Here is a 19655-nt window from a genome sequence, read left to right on the forward strand (position 1 = left end):
TGTTTTCCTTTGGGATTTGGCGGTGTGTCTTTTGTTTCCCTTTTTTCCTTTTTCGTTTGCTCCCCCCCCCCCCCCCGCCCTGTCCCCCGGGGGCCCCCCCCCCCCCCCCCCCCCGCTGCCGGGACAGTCGACGGGCTCGACCCAACAGACGCCACAGAACACCCGGTTCGGGCCGCCACAGGGCTGGTAGCGGGCTCCCGAGGGGCCGGGTGCACCTCGGGCCCCACCGGTGCCGTGCCGGTGCGTCAGGCGGCGATCAGGGCCCAGACGCCGACCGCGATGCACAGCAACGCCACGATCAGCACCGGAACCGCGACCTTCGCGGGCGGACCCGGCTTTCTGTACGGGGCGGGGTGTGCCGGGGACGGCATGGTGGCGGCGGTGCCTGCCGGGGGCTGTCCCGGGACCGGCAGCGGGCCCGCCGTGTAGGGGCGGGTCGCGGAGCGTTCCGGGTGGGCGGCGGCCGTCGGCTCGTACGTGGGCGCCGGCGGCGGGGGCGGCACCGGTGTCGGTGTCGGGAGCGGCATGCCCGATGAGGCGGGCGGCCCGGCCGGGATGTCATTGCCGGTGGGCGTACCGCCGTGGCCAGTGACGGCGTCGCCGTGGCCCGTGTAGGTGCCCCCATGACCCGTGTAGGTGCCGCCATGCCTTGAGGGGGTGTCGCCGTGACCGGTGGGTGTGCTGCCGTGGCCCGTGTACGGGTTGCCCGGCGTGGCCCTCGGCATCGGGGTGGGCGTGGGGGCCGGGGGCGGCGGGGTGGTCGGCTCGGGCGGGGCGAGCTGGAAGCTGCCGGTGTCCGACATGGAGACCTGTCCGGTGGCCCCGGTGCCCGTGGTGGCGCCGGCCGTCGCGGGTCCCGCCGGGCCACGGGGGCGCAGCGGCCCGTCCGGCCCGAAGCCGGCCGGCAGCGGCCCTATGTGGTCGAAGACCTCGACGATCTCTTCCTCGATCGTCACGTCCGGCAAGAGTTCGACCGCCGAGAGAATCGCCTTCCGCGCCCCCGTGGCCGTCTTGAACCGCGCCTCCGGATCCGGGTGCACCAGGGAGGCCAGCACCTGCCACAGCGGCTCCGGGACGCCCTCGGGCGCGTTCGGGATGCCGTGCTGGGTGAAGTGCCGGCTCATCGCCTCGGCGTCCGGCTTGGTGCCGGTGATCAGATAGAGCGCGACCAGGCCGACCGCGAACAGGTCAGCGGGGAAGTCCGGCTCGGCGCCCAGCAGTTGCTCGGGAGCGAAGTAACCGGGCGTTCCCACCACGTAGTTGGCCTCGGTGAGCCGTGGCTCGCCCTTGCGCATCGCGATGCCGAAGTCGGACAGCCGCAGATGCGGCCGCCCGGTGCCGGTGGCCTCCAGCAGCACGTTCGCCGGCTTGATGTCGCGGTGCACCACCCCTTCCGCGTGCACCGCGGTCAGCCCGGCCAGCAGCTGGTCCAGGAGCGTGCACACGAACCGCGGCGACAACGGGCCGTAATCCCCGATCAGATGCGCCAGCGAGCCGCCGTTCACCAGATCCATGGTGAACAGCACCTTGTCGTCGTCCGCTGCCCAGCTCGCCGGGGCCAGCACATGCGGATGGTCGATCCGCAGTGCCTGTTCGCGGACGAAGCGCAGCAGGGTGTGCGCGTCGCTCTGTTGCAGCACCTTGGCGGCGACGTAGCGGCGGCGCCGGGCGTCCCAGGCGCGCCAGACCGCGCCCACCCCACCCCGGCCGATCGGGTCGATCAGCTCATACCGACCGGCGAAGACCTCACCCATTGCGCCCCGTCCGCTTTCCGAATTCGCGACGTCCCCTGCGGCTGACTCCGGTGTGCCTCTAACTCTGGTGCGCCTCGTAATGGGCGACCGCGTCCGCGGTGCGACCGGCACCGTAGACCCGGAGGAACTCTGCCAGTTCGGGATGAGCCGGGGCGAGGGTGTTCGCCGCATCGATGATGTCCCCGGCATCGGCCACCGACCGCAGCAGCGACTGGATCTCCCGCACCACGCGCCGCACCGTGGTCGCCCCCGTCGACGACGTCTGCTGCGCGGTGTTGTTCAGCACCGAGCCGCCCGCCGTCTTCTTGATCTCCTCCATGCGGTCGGTGGCCTCGGCGGCGCTGACGCTGCCGTCGGCGACCTGTCCGGCCAGGTCTTGCAGCGCCTGCACCCGCTGCACCACGGCCGGGTTGCCTATCTTCGCGCGCTGCCCGCTCATCAGCTGGGACAGCATCGGGGCGGACAGACCGAGCACAGCGGCCAGCCGTGCCTGGTTCAGACCGAGATCGTCGATGAGACGGCGGAACAGCGCACCCAGAGGCTCCCCGTACCAACTGCGCTGGAGCTCCCGGGCCCGCGCGGTGGCTTCCTGCTGTGCTGAGTCCATACCGTCTCCCCTGTCTCCCCGATCGCTTCGCTGCCGCGAATCTCGCGAAGCATCCTACGGAGAGCAACGGTGTGCGGCGATACCCGGTCGGGAAAGCGGTCGGACACCGGGTACCCTGGTCCGCGAAGGGGCCTTAGCTCAGTTGGTAGAGCGCTGTCTTTGCATGGCAGATGTCAGGGGTTCGACTCCCCTAGGCTCCACTCCTCAAAGCCTTCCCGATCGGCGAAATCGCTGGTCAGGAAGGCTTTTCTGGTTCTGACGGAGAGTTGGCCGCGCTCAGTGCCGGTGCCGTCCGCCTCACGCGACCGGGCCGGGCCCGCCGCCCTCGGTGGGGTGACGGGCCCGGCCCGGTGAGGTGTCCGGTGCTCCGGTGTCAGGTCGTGCCGCCGCGGCGTTCATCCGCCTCGGCCTGCTTGGCCTGGACGTCGGGGTCCAGCGCGGCGCCCTCGCTGCCGTCGACCGCGCTCAGCCGGCCGCGGTCGCTGACCTCCGTGGGAGCCGGCGGCTCGACCAGCCAGTCCGGGTTGGCCTGCTTGTCCCACCACTTCCACGCGGCGATCGCCCCGCCGGCCAGGATGCCCAGCACGGTGAGGCGCTTGGCGAGCTTGCCGCACTTGGCCCGGCGGCTGTGCTTCCTCTGGAGCTTGGCGATCTCGGCGGCCGTCACCTGGCCACGGAGCGCGGCGAGCGCGGCGGTACCGCGGGCGACCGCCTCTTCCCGAACCGGCTCGGCCGCGGCACGGGCGTGGGTCACCGCGTGCTCCAGCCGCGGTGCCGTGTAGTCGGCAGCCTGGCGGGCCGCCTTACGGGTCCGGCAGGCAGCCCGGGTCGCCGCGGCATCCACCTTGGGCGGCAGCGTGCCTCGGGCGTGCTCGATACGCGGGTGCAGATGCGCGTCGTACTGCGCACGTGCCTGATGAGCGGCCTCGGCCACCTTGGGGGCCGCTCGTGTGCGGGCCTCGTGAGCGAAGTGCACGGCGGCTTCCTTGGCCGTACCGGCATACGGAGCCACCACCTCCGCGGCGTGCCGCACGCTGTCCTTGGCCGTATCGGTCGCGGCGCGCACGCTTTTCTTGCGGGTCACGGGATCCTCCTCCTCGGTGGCGTGTCCGGGGCTTGGGGGTTGGTCCCCCGTGTCTTCTCTGTCGCCTGTCCACCCGTTTGAAGATCATGCCCGCTCATGCGTCGTACGGCATGTGCGAGCGGGCATCCGGGTCATTGCGGACCTTCCGCCGTCTTGTTGACGACAATGCCACGAATCGCCGCTCCGGGCGCTGGAAATCCGCACGAAAACCGGCAAGAAGTGCGGGCAGGGCGGCGCGCACAGGGCGCGCGGAGGCCTTCGGCGGGCCGGTCCGTGCGAGGATCAGGAACCGTCAGTGAAGACTTATGGAAGGTAGAACGTGGCTGAGCAGCTCTACGCCACCCTGAAGACCAACCAGGGCGACATCGAGATTCGGCTCCTGCCGAACCATGCACCGAAGACGGTCAAGAACTTCGTCGAGCTCGCCAAGGGTGAGCGGGAGTGGACCCACCCGGCGACCGGCAAGAAGTCCACGGACCGGCTCTACGACGGCACCGTCTTCCACCGGGTGATCAGCGGCTTCATGATCCAGGGCGGCGACCCGCTGGGCAACGGCACCGGCGGCCCCGGCTACGAGTTCGGGGACGAGTTCCACCCCGACCTGGCCTTCAACAAGCCGTACCTGCTGGCCATGGCCAACGCCGGGCCGGGCACCAACGGCTCGCAGTTCTTCATCACCGTCGGGGCCACCGCGTGGCTGACCGGCAAGCACACCATCTTCGGTGAGGTCAGCAACGAGGCGAGCAAGAAGGTCGTCGACGCGATCGCCGCCACCCAGACCAACCCGCGCACCGACCGTCCGCTCCAGGACGTCGTGATCGAGTCGGTGGCCGTCGAGACCCGCTGACCCGCGTCGCCGGCCCCGGACGGATCCGGGGAACCATTGCGCCCCGCCCGGTCGTACATCAGGCGGGGCGCGACGCTCGTCCGCGGGGCGGAGGCCGGGCGGAAATGGCGAAGCGCTGACGTGCCCGGACGAGAAGAGGACGAGGGGACGGATGGACCAGGTGCCAGGCAGCCCGAAGGAGCCGCAGGACGCGCGGGATGACGACGGCCTGCCGGGCTGCCACCGCCACCCCGATCGCCCCACCGGCATCCGCTGCACCCGCTGTGACCGGCCCATATGCCCCGAGTGCATGGTCAGTGCCTCGGTCGGCTTCCAGTGCCCGGAGTGTGTGCGGGGCGGTGGTGGCACCGGCCACGCACCGCAGGCCGCCGCGCCGCGCACGATCGCGGGCGGCACGATCGCGGCCGATCCGCGGCTGATCACCAAGATCCTGCTGGGCCTCAACGCCGCCGTGTTCGTCGCCGTGCTGGCGACGGGCGGTGACCTGAGCCCGCTGGTCAACCGGCTCGATCTGCTCGGGCTCGCCGCCGACCCGAGCCAATATCAGCTCATCGGGGTCGCCGAGGGCGAGTGGTACCGCCTGTTGACCGCGATGTTCCTGCACCAGCAGATCGCGCACTTCGCGTTCAACATGCTCTCGCTGTGGTGGCTGGGCCCGCCGCTGGAGGCGGCGCTCGGCCGGCTGCGGTTCATCGCGCTCTATCTGCTCGCCGGCCTGGGCGGCAGCGCCCTGTCGTATCTCCTCGCCGCGCCGGGCCAGCCCTCGCTGGGCGCCTCCGGCGCGATCTTCGGCCTGCTCGGTGCCACGGCCGTACTCCTGCGGCGGCTGAATTACGACATGAAGCCGGTGCTGATCCTGCTCGGCATCAACCTGGCCTTCACGTTCCTGTGGCCGAACATCGCCTGGCAGGCCCATGTCGGTGGCCTGGTGGTGGGCGCCGTGGTGGCGTTCGGGATGGTGCACGCGCCGCGCGACCGCCGGACGCTGGTGCACGCCGCGACCTGCGCGGTGGTGTTCCTGGCGATCACCGCGGTGGTGTGGGTACGGACTCTTCAGCTGGTGGGCTGAGAGTCCGTTCCGGCACGTTGTCCACAGTGCGTGGCCGATCTTGTGCAAGCTGTGCGGAACTTTCCTTCCGCTCCGCTCCGGGCTGCGTTTCCCCAGCAAGGAACGGGGGAGCCGGCGCCCGGCGGAGGGTGCCGCCGATCACACCGGCGTCAACCTCCGGAGGGTTATCCACAGATCTTCTGAAGTTTTCCCCGGCTGTGGATAACCGTGTGGATGGCCTTGGGCAGGGCTTGCGCTACTTCCACTGGGTGGATACGCCGAAGCCCACCGCGATGAAGCCGAAGCCGCACACGATGTTCCAGTTGCCCATGGCCCCGATCGGCAGATCGCCCTCGGAGACGTAGAACATCACGATCCACACCAGCCCGATCAGGAACATCGTCAGCATCAGCGGCGCCACCCAACCACGACCTGAGCTCATCTTCAGGTTGGTGGTCTTCGCCGGCGGCGGCGTGAAGTCGTCCTTCTTGCGGATCCGTGACTTCGGCACGAGGAACTCTCCTGTCGATGCGCTGCTCCCCCGCTCTCGTGGTCGCTCGAGCGGGCGGTGCCCCCATCCGCGGGGGAGGTACGAGGTCTACGCCAGGGCGCGGACGCGGTGGGGAGCGGATTCCTTTCCCGGGCGTCCGTTAGCGTAGTGCTTCCGTGGCGTCGTAAGGAGTAAGGGTACGTTGAGCAATTCCGCTGACTCCCCCGACCGCCCCACCCGTTCCCGCCTGCGGCCCGTGCGGCTCCTCACCCTGGTCGTGTTCGCGCTCGCCGGGCTGCTGTTCTGGCTGAGCTTCGACACCGCGCGGGGCACGAATCTCCGCTCGGACGACTCGATGCTGCGGCTGTCCGACCTCATCCAGGAACGCAGCCACAAAAACGGCGCCCAGGACGACCGCAACGCCACCCTGCGGGAAGAGGTCGACGCGCTCGCGCAGCGCGACAACGGCAGCTCCCGGGCCGAGGAGGCCAAGCTCAAGGCGCTGGAGAAGAACGCCGGCACCAAGCCGGTGAAGGGGCAGGGCGTGACGGTCACGCTCACGGACGCCCCGCCCAATGCCACCGCCAAGATCCCCGGGCTGCCCGAGCCGCAGCCCAACGACCTGGTCATCCACCAGCAGGACCTCCAGGCCGTGGTGAACGCCCTGTGGCACGGCGGCGCCAAGGGCATCAAGGTCATGGACCAGCGGCTGATCTCCACCAGCGCGGTGCGCTGCGTCGGCAACACCCTGATCCTCCAGGGCCGGGTCTACTCCCCGCCGTACAAGGTCACCGCTGTCGGCAACCGCGAGGCCCTCACCAACGCGCTGACCGCGTCCCCCGCCATCCAGAACTACCTCCAGTACGTGAACGCCTACGGCCTGGGCTGGAAAGTCGACCAGCACGAGGCGGTGACTCTTCCCGGCTACTCCGGCACAGTGGATCTCCACTACGCACAGCCTGTGAAGCCGTAGCCCGCACGCCGCGGGCGCCGGGGAGGGGCGGGGCCGGATGACGCTGCGGAGCCGGACGACGGTGCGGTGGATCGTACGGACGCTCAGCGAGATCTGTGTGACCGCCGGCGCACTGATCGTGCTCTTCGTGGCCTACCTCCTCTTCTGGACCGGCGTACGGGCCGACAGCGCCATGGACGGCGAGATCGGCAGGCTCCGGCACCAGTGGTCCACGGGCCGGGGTACCGCCCCCGACCGCACACCGGCCCCCGACAGCGACGCCACTCCGGCCGAGCGGCCCCGCCGCTACACCCCGGGCACCTCGTTCGCCGTCATGTACATCCCGCGCCTGGGCGCCGACTGGACCAAGCCCGTCCTGGAAGGCACCGCGACCGACGTCCTCAAGCGCGGCCTCGGCCATTACGCCCGCACCGCCCGTCTCGGCGAGATCGGCAACTTCTCCGTCGCCGGCCACCGCCGCACCTATGGCGACCCCTTCAAGGACTTCCCGCGGCTGCGCCCCGGCGACGCGGTGGTGCTGACCGACGGCACGACCTGGTTCACCTACCGCATCGACAACCGGCCCTACACGACGCTGCCCGGCGACATCGGGGTGATCGACCCCGTCCCGCGGAAGTCCGGCTTCAACGGCCCCGGGCGCTATCTCACGCTGACCACCTGCGAGCCGGAATGGGGCCACAGCCACCGGCTGATCGCCTGGGCACACCTGGATTCCACCCAACCCGTGGCACAGGGAAGGCCATCGGCTTTGACCGGCTGACCCACCTGGGCCCGCCCTCGCCCCTTACTCTGGTGTCGCAATCGACATCGTCATCGGCATCGGCAAGGGGACAGCGACAGCATGTACGGCTGGATCTGGCGGCATCTGCCGGGCAACACATGGGTGAAAGCGCTGATTTCCCTGGTGCTCGTGCTGGCGGTCGTCTTCGTGCTTTTCCAGTACGTCTTTCCGTGGGCGGAGCCGCTGCTGCCCTTCAATGACGTCACTGTCGATGAAGGGATGGCCGCCCGATGACCGCACGGATTCTCGTCGTCGACAACTACGACAGCTTCGTCTTCAACCTCGTCCAGTACCTCTACCAACTCGGCGCCGAATGCGAGGTGCTGCGCAACGACGAGGTCGCGACGCGGCACGCCCAGGACGGCTTCGACGGGGTGCTGCTGTCGCCCGGCCCCGGCACGCCCGAGCAGGCCGGCGTCTGTGTCGACATGGTCCGGCACTGCGCGGACACCGGTGTTCCGGTCTTCGGCGTCTGCCTGGGCATGCAGTCGATGGCGGTCGCGTACGGCGGCGTGGTGGACCGCGCCCCCGAGCTGCTGCACGGCAAGACCTCGCCGGTCCACCACGAGGACGTCGGCGTCTTCTCCGGGCTGCCGTCCCCCTTCACCGCCACCCGCTACCACTCCCTCGCGGTCGAGCCGGACACCGTCCCCGACGAACTGATCGTCACCTCCTGGACGGAAGCCGAAGACGTCCCCGGCGGACGGATCGTCATGGGTCTGCGGCACCGCGAACTCCCGGTCGAGGGCGTCCAGTTCCACCCCGAGTCGGTACTGACGGAGTGGGGGCACCGGATGCTCGCCAACTGGCTCGTCGAATGCGGTGACAAGGGGGCGGTGGAGCGCTCGACGGGGCTGGCCCCGGTGGTCGGCAAGGCAGGCGGGTGACCGCCCTGCGCCCGGAACGTGAAGGGAGATCCTACGAGCCGAACGAGCCGGACCGGTCCTCCACCCCGCAGGACCCGTACCGGCAGCCCGATCCGTTCGAGGCGGCGGTGGAGCGGCTGGCCGACCCGCTGACCGATCCGCTGCCGGGCCAGGCGCCCCCGGCACCCGCGCCCGGCCCGTACGAACAGCCGGGGCGTGGCCGCCGACGGGGCAAACCCGCTCAGGAGGGCGGGAGGCAGGGCTCACCGTGGTTCCGCCCGCATCTGGAGCCCGAAGAGCCGTCCCCGCCGGATCCGCAGGCGTACGGCCCTCAGACGGCCGCCTACGGCCGCTCGTACGGCCCCGGCTACGTCCCCCGCCCCGCCACCGCCGAGTCGATATCCCGGCGCGAAGCCGCCCCGGAGGCATCGGCGTCCCCGGCCCCCGCTCCGCGGGTGAGCCCGACTCCGGCCGTGAGCCCCGCTCCGGCCGGGACCGCTGCCCCCGCCTCGCGGCAGGACGACGAGACCATGGCGCTGCGGCAGGCGGAGAAGCCCGACGGGGACAGCGTTTCACGTGAAACCGGCACGACGGTTTCACGTGAAACCGCGACAGCGACCCCAACGCCCGGGGGCCGCGCGGCCCGGCGCAAGGCCGCCCAGGAAGCCGCCAAGCGGGGCGGCAGGCGCAAACGCCACACTGGATCCGCCGCCGCTCCAGCGGCCGCTGCTTCCGCTGCTGAACCGGCCTCCGCCCCCATGTCCCGGCTGGAGGCCCGGCAGGCCGCACGAGCCGCCAAGGACAGTCCCAGCCTGATCGCCAGCCGCGCGCTGGGCGAGGTGTTCATCACCCTCGGCGTGCTGATGCTGCTGTTCGTCACCTATCAGCTCTGGTGGACGAATGTGATGGCCGAGCAGGAGGCGGGCGGCGCCGCCAACAACCTCCAGCACGAATGGGACAAGGGCGGCGGCGAGAAGAAGAACCTCGCGGACGGCGAGCGCTTCGGGATCATGTATATCCCCAAGCTGGATGTGAAGGCGCCGATAGCCGAGGGGATCGACAAGCACAAAGTGCTGGACCACGGCCTGATCGGTCACTACGACAAGAACAGCGGGATCAAGACCGCGATGCCCTGGGACAAGAAGGGCAACTTCGCGGTGGCGGCCCATCGCAACACCCACGGCGAGCCGTTCCGCTACGTCAACCGGCTCACCAAGGGCGACAAGATCATCGTCGAGACGAAGAGCTCGTACTACACCTACGAGATGGAGAGCATCCTCCCGCAGACGTCGCCGAGCAACACCAGCGTGATCGGCCCGGTGCCGCCCGGCTCGGGATTCACCGGGCCCGGCCGCTACATCACCCTGACGACCTGCACCCCGGAGTTCACCAGTACCTATCGGATGATCGTCTGGGGCAAGATGGTCGACGAGCGGCCGCGGAGCAAGGGCAAACCGGATGCGCTCGCCGGCTGAGCAAACATAAGAGGGGTGCTACGCGGTGACTGCCACCGGAAACGACGAGGCATGCGACCGGTCCGCGCCGCCACTCAAGCCGCGCCGGGTGCGCCGAGCCCTCGCCTCCATCGTCAGCGTCATCGGTGAGCTGCTGATCACGGTCGGGCTGATCCTGGGCCTGTTCGTCGCGTACTCCTTGTGGTGGACCAACGTCCTCGCCGAACGCGAAGCGCACAAGCAGGGTGACCAGGTGCGTCGGCACTGGGCGAGCGACGGGCCCAAGGGACCGGGCGAGCTGGACACCAAGGACGGCATCGGCTTTCTGCACGTGCCGGCCATGAACAACGGCGAGGTCCTGGTCGAAAAGGGCACCGACTCCGAGATCCTCAACGAGGGGGTGGCCGGCTATTACACCAAGCCGGTCAAGTCGGGGCTGCCCCAGGACAAGAAGGGCAACTTCACCCTCGCCGCGCACCGCGACGGCCACGGCGCGAAGTTCCACAACATCGACAAGCTCAAGGACGGCGACCCGGTCGTCTTCGAGACCAAGGACACCTGGTACGTCTACAAGGTCTTCGCGACCCTGCCGGAGACCTCGAAGTACAACGTGGACGTCCTCGACGACATCCCCAAGGAATCCGGCAAGCGCAAGGCGGGCCGCTACATCACCCTCACGACCTGCACCCCGGTCTACACCTCGAACTACCGCTATGTCGTCTGGGGCGAACTGGAGCGGACCGAGAAGGTCGACGCGGACCGCACGCCCCCGAAGGAACTCCGCTAGGCCGCGCGGGCCGCGGAGCTTCCCAGGAGGGCCGACGCTCCTCGGTAGAGCCCCGGCTTCCCGGCGGGGCCCCGACCCCTCCCGCCTCCGGACCCGCCTCCGCGCAACAGAAAGCCCCGGCGCCCTCTGAAGGGCTGCCGGGGCTTCGTGTCTGCCGGGCCGAAGCGGCCGGGCCGCTAGCCGAACGGTCCGCCGATGAATCCGCCGCCGTCATCGCCGCCGTTGCCGTTGCCGCCCCCGCCGATGGTGGTCAGCGTCACGGTGGTGGTCTTGGGGTCGGACGGTGTCGTCGGCTGCGGGTCCTGGGCGGCCACACGGGCGTTGTCGTCCGGCGAGCTGCCGTCGGCGAACTGGATGTTGGTGAAGCCGGCCTGCTGGAGCGCCTTCTTCGCGTCCTTCACCGTCTGGCCGACGACACCCGGAACCGGCGTCTGCGCCCCGGCCTTGCCGACCGTGAGGGTCACGGTGGAGCCGAGCTTGGCCGGGGTGTTCCCCTCAGGGCTCTGGCTCTGCACCTTGCCGACCTGGGTCGGGTCGGTGACGTCCTGTTCGATCTTGTCGACCTTGAAGCCCAGGGTTTCGAGCTGATTCTTGGCAGCCGCGAAGTCCTGGCCCTTGACGTCCGGGACGTTGGCCTTCGGGGACTCCTGAGCAACGGTGAGGACGATCTGCGTGCTCTTGGCCGCCTCGCTCTGGGCCTGGGGATTCTGGGCGATCACGGTGCCCGGGTTCCGGTCGGACTCCTTCTTGACCTGTCGGACGTTCTTGAAGCCCTTGCGCGCAAGGCGATCGACCGCCTTTTCGTACGAGAAGTCCTCCACGTCCGGAACGGTCACCTTGATGGGCCCGGTGCACAACGTGACCTTGACCGCCTCATCCTTCGCGACCTCGCCGCCGGCCTTCGGGGTCTGCGCGGTGACCTGGCCCTTCTTGACGTTGTCGCAGGCCTTGCGGCCCCCCTCGGTGACCTTGAAGCCGCCGTTCCGGCCGGAATCCTTGGCTTCCTTGAAGTACTTGCCGATGAGGCTGGGCACCGGTGTCGTGCCGCCGCCGTTGGTCTTGGTGAACATCGCCTTGCCGATGAAGATCGCACCGATCAGGACGAGGACCGCCGCGATCACCAGCAGGATCGTCGAGGTGTTGCTCTTCTTCTGGCCGCCACCGCGGCGGCGGTCGCCGCGGTCGTCGTAGCCGTAGCCCCCGTCGTCCGCGTTCATCGGCGGAAGCATGGAGGTCTGGCCGGCCGGGTCCTGCGGACGCAGCATGGTGGTCGGCTGGTCCTGGTCGTAGCCGCCCGCGCCCATCGCGGAGGCCGCCGCGACCGGCTGGCCGTCCAGCGCCGCCTCGATGTCGGCACGCATCTCGTCGGCCGACTGATAGCGGTAATCCGGGTCCTTGACCAGCGCCTTCAGGACGATGGCGTCCATCTCGGGCGTGATCTCGGGGTCGAAGTTGCTCGGCTTCTGCGGCTCCTCGCGGACATGCTGATAGGCCACCGCGACCGGTGAATCACCGACGAACGGCGGCCGTACCGTGAGCAGTTCGTAGAGCAGACAGCCGGTGGAGTACAGGTCGGAGCGGGCGTCGACCTGCTCGCCCTTGGCCTGCTCGGGCGAGAGGTACTGGGCCGTACCGATGACCGCCGCGGTCTGCGTCATCGTCATGCCGGCATCGCCCATGGCCCGGGCGATACCGAAGTCCATGACCTTGACCTGGCCGGTGCGCGTCAGCATGACGTTGGCCGGCTTGATGTCGCGATGGACGATGCCGGCCCGGTGGGAGTACTCCAGAGCCTGGAGGACACCGGTGGTCATCTCCAGCGAGCGCTCGGGCAGCAGCTTTCTTCCGGAGTGCAGCAGCTCACGGAGCGTGGAGCCGTCGACGTACTCCATGACGATGTACGGGATCGAGACACCGTCGACGTAGTCCTCGCCGGTGTCGTAGACCGCGACGATCGACGGATGGTTCAGCGAGGCGGCCGACTGGGCCTCACGGCGGAACCGGGCCTGGAAGGACGGGTCACGGGCGAGGTCCACCCGCAGCGTCTTCACAGCCACGGTGCGGCCCAGGCGGGTGTCATGCGCGAGGTACACCTCGGCCATGCCACCGCGGCCGAGCACCGAGCCCAGCTCGTACCGGCCGCCGAGGCGACGCGGCTCTTCCATAAGCTTCTCCAGCCCTCTCCGTCAGTCCCGACCGCACCGGTGTGTGGTCCGGCGGTGTGCTGTCCGGGCATACGGTACCCGCCACGCCGTACCGGACCGGGCCGGAGCCGCAACCTGATACGTGACCGCTATTGGCATGATCCGCGTCACTTCTCGCCTTCGAGTACCGCCTGCATGACGCGCTTCGCTACCGGAGCTGCGAGCTTGCCGCCGGCGATGTCATCGCGGAGCGTGTCGGATCCCTCAATGACGACGGCCACCGCGACGGGGGTGCCCTTGTCGGTCTTGGCGTAGGAGATGAACCAGGCGTACGGATTGTCCTTGTTGTTCTCGCCGTGCTGTGCGGTTCCGGTCTTGCCGCCGACGGTGACGCCCGGGATCTGGGCGTTGGTTCCCGTACCCGACTTGACCACGGTCTCCATGATGCTCTGGACCTTCTGCGCGTTCTCCGGGCTGAGCGGCTCGCTCATCTCCTGCGGAGTGTGCTGCTGGACCACATTGAGGTTCGGCGCGACCAGCTTGTCGACCATGTACGGCTTCATCAGCTTGCCGCCGTTGGCGACCGCCGAGGCGACCATGGCCATCTGGAGCGGCGTGGCGCGGTTGGAGGCCTGGCCGATGCCCGCCATCGCGTTCTGCGGCCGGTTGTCCTTGGGGAAGATGCTCTCCGAGGCACGGACCGGGGTGTAGATCTCCGGGTTGTTGAAGCCGAACTTCTCCGCCTCGGCCATCATCTTCTTGTTGCCGAGGTCGGCGCTGATCTTGCCGAACACGGTGTTGCAGGACACCCGCAGCGCTTCCCGGAGGGTGGCGTTCTTGCAGGGGATGTTGCCCTCGTTCTTCAGCTCGATGCCCGAGGTGTCGGGGAGCGTGTAGGGCAGCGGCGACCGGGTGTTGGAGTCGACGTCGTCGTAGAGACCGTTCTCCAGAGCGGCCGAGGCCGTGACGACCTTGAAGGTGGAGCCGGGCGGGTAGGTCTGGCGCAGCGCCCGGTTGAGCATCGGCTCGTCGGGGTTTTCCTTCTTCTGGAGCGCGAGGTACGCCTCGGCGTCCTTGTTGCTCATCCCGGCGAAGGTCGAGGGGTCGTAGGACGGGGTGCTGGCCAGGGCCAGGATCGCGCCGGTCTCCGGGTTGATCGCGGCGACCGCGCCCTTCTGGTGGCCGAGACCCTCGAAGGCGGCCTTCTGGGCCTTGCCGTCAAGGGTGGTCACCACGTTGCCGCCCTTCTGCTTGCTGCCGGTGAACATGTCGACCGTGCGGCTGAAGAAGAGCCTGTCGTCGGTGCCGCTGAGGATGCCGTCGTTGAGCTTCTCGAGCTGGTTGGCGTCGAAGGCCTGCGAGGCGTAGCCGGTGACCGGCGCCCACATCTTGCCGTTCTTGTACGTTCGCTTGTACTTGAAGTCGCCGCTGTCGGTGGTCGTGGAGCCGGTGATGGCCTTGCCGTCCACGATGATGTTGCCGCGCGGGGTGCTGTAGCGCTCGATGGCGACCCGGCGGTTGTGCGGGTCGTTCTTGAGCTCGTCACCCTGGACGAACTGCACCCAGTTGACGCGGACCAGCAGGGCGAGGACGAGCAGGCCGCAGAAGATCGCGACCCGGCGCAGAGGCTTGTTCACGGACGGACCACCTGGGTCATCTCGGCGTCGGTGGAGGGGGCGGGGGCCGGCGCCGGGCGGCGCGCGGTGTCACTGATCCGCAGCAGGATGGCGACCAGTGCCCAGTTGGCGATCACGGACGAGCCACCCTGGGCGAGGAACGGCATCGTCATGCCCGTCAGCGGGATCAGGCCCGTCACACCACCGGCGACGACGAAGACCTGAAGGGCGAAGGCACCGGACAGGCCGATCGACAGCAGCTTGCCGAACGGGTCGCGGGCCGCCAGCGCCGTACGGATACCGCGCTCGATCAGCAGGCCGTACAGCAGCAGGATGGCCATCAGTCCGGCGAGCCCGACCTCCTCGCCGACCGTGGCGAGGATGTAGTCACTCTTCGGCGCGATACCGAGGATGAGGCGGGAGTAGCCCTGGCCCAGTCCGGAGCCGAGGATGCCGCCGGAGCCGAAGGAGTACATGGCCTGGGCGGTCTCGGTGACACCGCCGTTGAGCAGCTCCAGCGGGTTGAGCCAGTTGTGGACACGCGTCTGGACGTGCGACTCGAAGGTCGCCACCGCGACCGCGCCGCCCGCGCTGAGCAGCAGACCGAACACGATCCAGCTGGTCCGCTCGGTCGCCACGTACAGCATCACGACGAACAGGCCGAAGAACAGCAGCGAGGTACCCAGGTCGGTCTCGAAGACCAGGATCATCAGGCTCAGCGCCCAGATGACGAGGATCGGGCCGAGGTCGCGGCCGCGGGGGAGGTAGAGCCCCATGAAGCGGCGGCTGGCCAGGGCCAGCGCGTCCCGCTTCACCATCAGATAGCCGGCGAAGAAGATCGCGATGATGATCTTCGCGAACTCACCGGGCTGGAGCGAGCCGAGACCCGGGATCGTGATCCAGATCTTCGCGCCGTTCACACCGGGGAAGAACATCGGCGCGACGAGCAGCACCAGCGCGACCACCATCGAGATGTAGGTGTAGCGCTGGAGGACGCGGTGGTCCTTGAGGAAGATCAGGATGCCCAGGAAGAGCGCGACGCCGAACGTCGACCACATCAGCTGGTTGGGGGCCATCGCCTTGCCCAGCGAGGGTTCCTGGTCCAGCCGCCAGATGAAGATCAGTCCCAGGCCGTTGAGCAGGGTGGAGATGGGCAGCATCAGCGGGTCGGCGTACGGCGCCCACTTGCGGACGACGAGATGCGCGACGCCCGCCAGCAGGCCCAGCCCGAGGCTGTAGCCCAGCACACCGGCCGGCACCGTACCGTCCTTCGCCAGACCGACGTTGACGTATGCGAACACCGGAATCAGCACCGCGAAGACGAGCATCGCGAGCTCGGTGTTGCGGCGGCTCGGGGCTCCGATGGTGCCGATGGTGGTGGTGTTGGTGGTGCTGCTGCTCATGTGATCTACGGCCCCCTACGCCCTCACTGCTGGGTGCTGCAATTCTTTTCCAGCTTCTGCTGCTCCTGGGAAGGGGCCTGGCTGGGAGTGGCTGCGGGAGACGGAGACGTGGTCGCCGCCAGCGTGCCGGCCGTGCCGGTGCCGCCGCTCTTGCCGGTGCTGCCGGGCTTGGCGCTCGGCGACGCGGACTGCGACGGGGAACCGGGCTTGCTCGGCGTGCCCGTCTGGCCGTGACCCGGGTGGCGCGCCGCATCACGCTCGGCGGCCTCCCGCTGCTCCTTACTACGGCAGGCGTTGGCCTGCTTGCTCAACTCGGCGACCTTTTCGCCCGCTTGCGTGCGGCTGTCGACCGCGATCGTCTCCTTGACCTGATTGCGCTGATACGGCGGCAGGTACTTGAGTTCGATCTCGGGGTGGTCCTCGTCCACATCATTGAGCCTGATCCACGCGAGGTCCTGGCTGATACCCCGGTAGAGCGCGATGTGGTCGGCCTTGGCACCGACGAAGTACTGGGTCTGCGTCCAGTTGTAGCCCGCGTAGCAGCCGCCGCCCACAACGGCCAGCGCCAGCGCGATGAACAGCGACCGCTTGAGCCACCGCCCGCGCCGCCGGGGCTTGACGAAGTCCTCGTCCATGAACGCGCCGAACGAGCCCTGCGGCGGCCCGCCGACCTCCGGATCACCGCTGCCGGGCGGCCCGAAGGCACCACCGGGCGCACCCGGGTGCGGCCCGCCGGGCCGGCCGAGCTCGGCGGCCCGGGCGGCGGGTGTCTGCATCGTGCTCGGGTCGCTGAGCTGGTGCTGGTTCTCCGCGACGGCCCCGACGATGACCGGGGTGTCATTGAGCTGGCCGGCCAGCGTCTCGTTGCCGTCCACGTCCAGGACGTCGGCGACGATGCAGGTGATGTTGTCGGGTCCGCCGCCGCGCAGTGCGAGCTGGATCAGCTCCTGCACCGTCTCCTGCGGACCGTGGTAGCTGGCGAGGGTCTCCTCCAGCGTCTGGTGGCTGACCACCCCGGACAGCCCGTCCGAGCAGATCAGATACCGGTCGCCGGCCCGCACCTCACGGATCGACAGATCGGGCTCGACATGATCGCCGCTGCCCAGCGCCCGCATCAGCAGAGACCGCTGCGGATGGGTGGTGGCTTCCTCTTCGGTGATCCGGCCCTCGTCGACCAGCCGCTGCACCCAGGTGTGGTCCTGGGTGATCTGGGTCAGGACGCCGTCGCGCAGCAGATACGCCCGCGAGTCGCCGACATGGACGAGGCCGAGCCGCTGCCCGGTCCACAGCAGGGCGGTCAGGGTCGTGCCCATGCCCTCCAGCTGGGGGTCCTCCTCGACCATCACCCGCAGCTGGTCATTGGCGCGCGTGACGGCCGTGCCCAGGGAGGTGAGGAGGTCGGAGCCGGGGACGTCGTCGTCGAGCTGGACCAGGGTGGAGATCACCTCGGACGAGGCGACCTCACCGGCGGCCTGGCCGCCCATGCCGTCGGCGATGGCGAGCAGCCGTGGCCCGGCGTAGCCGGAGTCCTCGTTGCCCTCGCGGATCATGCCCTTGTGCGATCCGGCGGCGAAGCGCAGTGACAGACTCATGCGCACCTCACCCGTCGGCTCGGGGTACAGCCGGTCTCTTCGAGCCACACTGCCCACCCTCCGGTCGGGAGCACGCCCGGGTCCGCCGAGTGGACCGCCGCGGCTCGCTCGCTCCGCTCGCTCATTGTCGTACTACTTCCGCAGCTCGATGACGGTCTTGCCGATGCGGATCGGGGCTCCCAGCGGAATCGGTGTCGGGGTCGTCAGTCGGGTCCGGTCCAGGTACGTGCCGTTGGTGGAACCGAGGTCCTCGACGATCCACTGGCCGTCACGGTCCGGGTAGATCCTGGCATGCCTGCTGGACGCGTAGTCGTCGTCCAGCACGATCGTGGAGTCGTGCGCTCGGCCCAGAGAGATGGTCTGGCCTTGGAGGGCGACGGTGGTGCCGGTCAGCGAGCCTTCGGAGACCACAAGCTTCGTGGGCGCTCCGCGGCGCTGCCGGTTGTTGTTGCCGCGGCCGCCTTCCTGGCGGCGCTGCTGCTGCGGCGGCGCGGCAGCCTGACGCTGCGCACGCGCTTCCTGCCCGCCGCGACGGGCGGCACCGCGTTGTGTGACGCGCGTGCCGAACAGATCGCTGCGGATGACCTGAACGGCCACGATGACGAACAGCCACAGTACGGCGAGGAAACCCAACCGCATGACCGTGAGGGTCAGCTCTGACATTGCCCCCGCTTCACCCTTCGGCTTGCCGGTAAACGATGGTGGTACTGCCCACGACAATCCGCGAGCCGTCGCGGAGATTAGCGCGAGTGGTGTGCTGCCCGTCTACCACGATGCCGTTCGTGGAACCCAGATCCTGGATCGTGGGGGGCGTTCCGACCCGGATCTCACAGTGACGCCGGGAGACACCCGGGTCGTCGATCCGTACGTCAGCGTCGGTGCTGCGGCCCAGCACGAGCGTGGGCCGCGAGATCTGGTGGCGGGTGCCGTTGATCTCGATCCAGCGCCTGGTTTGCGCCTGGGGCTGCGGTCCTGCACCGGGCGGTGCCGTACGGGGTACGGACTGTGCGCCGCCGGGAGGCGGGGACGAAGGCATGGGGGGCGGGCTCACATGGCCGCCGCCGGGCCGGCCGCCGCGAGGCGCCGCGGCGGAGCGCCGGTCGGCCGCCGGGCCCGGCTGGTCCTGCGAGGAGCTGGAGGCGAGCGTGCGGCTGCGCACGCGGTACAGGCCGGTGTCGAGATCGTCGGCCTTCTCCAGATGGACCTTGATCGAGCCCATGAAGGTGTACCGCTGCTGCTTGGCGTAGTCGCGGACCATGCTGGAGAGCTCGTCGCCGAGCTGCCCGCTGTAGGGGCTCAGCCGCTCGTAGTCGGGGGTGCTCAGCTCGACGATGAAGTCGTTGGGGACGACCGTGCGGTCGCGGTTCCAGATGGTGGCGTTGTTGTCGCACTCGCGCTGCAGCGCGCCGGCGATCTCAACGGGCTGCACCTCGGACTTGAACACCTTGGCGAAGGTGCCGTTGACGAGACCTTCGAGACGCTGCTCGAAACGCTTCAGTACTCCCACGGGGCACCTCCTTCCTCAGTCTTCGTCGGGGTCGTCCTGATCGAGTCGTCCTGATACTGCTTACTGATCGTATCCACGCGTAGGGAAATCGGCTGGTTCCCCTTTCCCGCCTTGAGGACGAGTGTCGCCCCTCACAGGGTTGCCCGGTGCTTGTCTGCTCCTTGTCCAGTGCTTGTGCACTGCGATCGTAGATGTGCCCCGAAGACAGTGTCCCGCAACCGCCGACCACTCCGGCCGGGCGGGGGCCGGAGTCGGTCGTGACGCGGGGCCGGCCGGGTCGGCCGCCCCCGAGGCGGACCGGGCGGCCCGCACCCTGATTGCGGCTACCGCGAGTGTGACCCCTAGGGGCAGCGCGCGGCGAATGCCCGGGGTGAGGCGGGGTGCCGCCCGGGTTGCCGCAGTGCGGGGACCGGGGGAAAGGCGTGTGAAGACACCCCTGACAGCGTGCTAGTGTTCTGGATGTCGGCAGGCGCTCGCACAAGACCCGGACGGAACAGCCCGGATCACGTGAGAGAATCAACCGGCAGCACCCATGCGCGGGTGGCGGAATAGGCAGACGCGCTGGATTCAGGTTCCAGTGCCCGAAAGGGCGTGGGGGTTCAACTCCCCCCTCGCGCACAGATGAGACCCCCGGTCTCCGGAGAAATCCGGCGACCGGGGGTCTTTCGTTGTGTTCGTCACGTGTTGCCCATGTCACGGGTC

The 19655-nt window shown here is 69.1% G+C and carries 18 protein-coding genes and 2 tRNA genes; 10 read left to right on the forward strand and 10 right to left on the reverse strand.

Annotated elements, in window-relative coordinates; genetic code table 11:
• Positions 1 to 245: 245 nt before the first annotated feature.
• Together ACZ4XD_RS05220 and ACZ4XD_RS05225 are read right to left on the reverse strand one after the other, a co-directional pair.
• Positions 246 to 1754 carry a serine/threonine-protein kinase gene (locus ACZ4XD_RS05220; protein ID WP_468038367.1) on the reverse strand — a complete coding sequence of 503 codons (1509 nt, stop codon included), beginning with the start codon at positions 1752 to 1754 and terminating at the stop codon, positions 246 to 248.
• Between the two features lie 58 nt (positions 1755 to 1812).
• Complete coding sequence (locus ACZ4XD_RS05225) at positions 1813 to 2361, reverse strand: helix-turn-helix domain-containing protein (protein ID WP_042151031.1); 549 nt, start codon at positions 2359 to 2361, stop codon at positions 1813 to 1815.
• Between the two features lie 127 nt (positions 2362 to 2488).
• Between ACZ4XD_RS05225 and ACZ4XD_RS05230 the strand changes: the two genes are divergently transcribed.
• A tRNA-Ala gene (locus ACZ4XD_RS05230) sits at positions 2489 to 2561 on the forward strand.
• A gap of 173 nt (positions 2562 to 2734) precedes the next feature.
• Here ACZ4XD_RS05230 and ACZ4XD_RS05235 read toward each other — a convergent pair.
• On the reverse strand, positions 2735 to 3445 hold the full coding sequence (locus ACZ4XD_RS05235; RefSeq protein WP_468038369.1) for a DUF5324 family protein: 711 nt from the start codon (positions 3443 to 3445) through the stop codon (positions 2735 to 2737).
• A gap of 319 nt (positions 3446 to 3764) precedes the next feature.
• Here ACZ4XD_RS05235 and ACZ4XD_RS05240 point away from each other — a divergent pair, with 319 nt between their 5' ends.
• Together ACZ4XD_RS05240 and ACZ4XD_RS05245 are read left to right on the forward strand one after the other, a co-directional pair.
• Complete coding sequence (locus ACZ4XD_RS05240) at positions 3765 to 4292, forward strand: peptidylprolyl isomerase (RefSeq protein ID WP_042151035.1); 528 nt, start codon at positions 3765 to 3767, stop codon at positions 4290 to 4292.
• Positions 4293 to 4443: 151 nt separating this feature from the next.
• Complete coding sequence (locus ACZ4XD_RS05245) at positions 4444 to 5361, forward strand: rhomboid family intramembrane serine protease (RefSeq protein WP_468038372.1); 918 nt, start codon at positions 4444 to 4446, stop codon at positions 5359 to 5361.
• Between the two features lie 235 nt (positions 5362 to 5596).
• Here the strand turns inward: ACZ4XD_RS05245 and crgA are convergent, their stop codons facing one another.
• Positions 5597 to 5851 carry a cell division protein CrgA gene (crgA, locus tag ACZ4XD_RS05250; RefSeq protein ID WP_468038374.1) on the reverse strand — a complete coding sequence of 85 codons (255 nt, stop codon included), beginning with the start codon at positions 5849 to 5851 and terminating at the stop codon, positions 5597 to 5599.
• Positions 5852 to 6032: 181 nt separating this feature from the next.
• Between crgA and ACZ4XD_RS05255 the strand changes: the two genes are divergently transcribed.
• The 6 genes from ACZ4XD_RS05255 to ACZ4XD_RS05280 all read left to right on the forward strand — a co-directional run bounded on the left by ACZ4XD_RS05255 (position 6033) and on the right by ACZ4XD_RS05280 (position 10691).
• A complete protein-coding gene (locus ACZ4XD_RS05255; RefSeq protein WP_042151041.1) occupies positions 6033 to 6803 on the forward strand; it encodes a DUF881 domain-containing protein in 771 nt (256 codons plus the stop codon).
• A gap of 37 nt (positions 6804 to 6840) precedes the next feature.
• Positions 6841 to 7563 carry a class E sortase gene (locus tag ACZ4XD_RS05260; RefSeq protein ID WP_468038376.1) on the forward strand — a complete coding sequence of 241 codons (723 nt, stop codon included), beginning with the start codon at positions 6841 to 6843 and terminating at the stop codon, positions 7561 to 7563.
• Positions 7564 to 7644: 81 nt separating this feature from the next.
• Complete coding sequence (locus ACZ4XD_RS05265) at positions 7645 to 7818, forward strand: hypothetical protein (protein WP_018092075.1); 174 nt, start codon at positions 7645 to 7647, stop codon at positions 7816 to 7818.
• Positions 7815 to 8471, forward strand: coding sequence for an aminodeoxychorismate/anthranilate synthase component II (locus ACZ4XD_RS05270; protein ID WP_468038378.1), 657 nt, complete (start codon positions 7815 to 7817; stop codon positions 8469 to 8471). The genes ACZ4XD_RS05265 and ACZ4XD_RS05270 overlap by 4 nt, the downstream gene beginning before the upstream one ends.
• Positions 8468 to 9925: a class E sortase gene (locus tag ACZ4XD_RS05275; RefSeq protein WP_468038380.1), complete on the forward strand. Its 1458-nt coding sequence runs from the start codon at positions 8468 to 8470 to the stop codon at positions 9923 to 9925. Before ACZ4XD_RS05270 ends, ACZ4XD_RS05275 begins: the two co-directional genes overlap by 4 nt.
• Positions 9926 to 9950: 25 nt before the next feature.
• Positions 9951 to 10691 (forward strand): class E sortase, encoded by a 741-nt coding sequence (locus ACZ4XD_RS05280; RefSeq protein ID WP_468038382.1) that lies wholly within the window; start codon positions 9951 to 9953, stop codon positions 10689 to 10691.
• Positions 10692 to 10867: 176 nt separating this feature from the next.
• Here the strand turns inward: ACZ4XD_RS05280 and pknB are convergent, their stop codons facing one another.
• The 6 genes from pknB to ACZ4XD_RS05310 all read right to left on the reverse strand — a co-directional run bounded on the left by pknB (position 10868) and on the right by ACZ4XD_RS05310 (position 18953).
• On the reverse strand, positions 10868 to 12856 hold the full coding sequence (pknB, locus tag ACZ4XD_RS05285; protein WP_468038384.1) for a Stk1 family PASTA domain-containing Ser/Thr kinase: 1989 nt from the start codon (positions 12854 to 12856) through the stop codon (positions 10868 to 10870).
• Positions 12857 to 13002: 146 nt separating this feature from the next.
• Positions 13003 to 14472 carry a peptidoglycan D,D-transpeptidase FtsI family protein gene (locus ACZ4XD_RS05290; protein WP_468038386.1) on the reverse strand — a complete coding sequence of 490 codons (1470 nt, stop codon included), beginning with the start codon at positions 14470 to 14472 and terminating at the stop codon, positions 13003 to 13005.
• Complete coding sequence (locus tag ACZ4XD_RS05295) at positions 14469 to 15854, reverse strand: FtsW/RodA/SpoVE family cell cycle protein (RefSeq protein ID WP_388190161.1); 1386 nt, start codon at positions 15852 to 15854, stop codon at positions 14469 to 14471. Before ACZ4XD_RS05295 ends, ACZ4XD_RS05290 begins: the two co-directional genes overlap by 4 nt.
• Positions 15855 to 15877: 23 nt before the next feature.
• Positions 15878 to 17446, reverse strand: coding sequence for a PP2C family protein-serine/threonine phosphatase (locus ACZ4XD_RS05300; protein WP_468038387.1), 1569 nt, complete (start codon positions 17444 to 17446; stop codon positions 15878 to 15880).
• A 132-nt stretch (positions 17447 to 17578) separates the two neighbouring features.
• Positions 17579 to 18109, reverse strand: a complete 531-nt coding sequence (locus ACZ4XD_RS05305; protein WP_042151061.1) for an FHA domain-containing protein FhaB/FipA — start codon at positions 18107 to 18109, stop codon at positions 17579 to 17581.
• 10 nt (positions 18110 to 18119) lie between these two features.
• Complete coding sequence (locus tag ACZ4XD_RS05310; protein WP_468038389.1) at positions 18120 to 18953, reverse strand: FhaA domain-containing protein; 834 nt, start codon at positions 18951 to 18953, stop codon at positions 18120 to 18122.
• Between the two features lie 534 nt (positions 18954 to 19487).
• Between ACZ4XD_RS05310 and ACZ4XD_RS05315 the strand changes: the two genes are divergently transcribed.
• Positions 19488 to 19571, forward strand: a tRNA-Leu gene (locus tag ACZ4XD_RS05315).
• The last annotated feature ends 84 nt before the right edge of the window (positions 19572 to 19655 follow it).

The organism is Streptomyces sp. NPDC029466 (assembly GCF_055574515.1).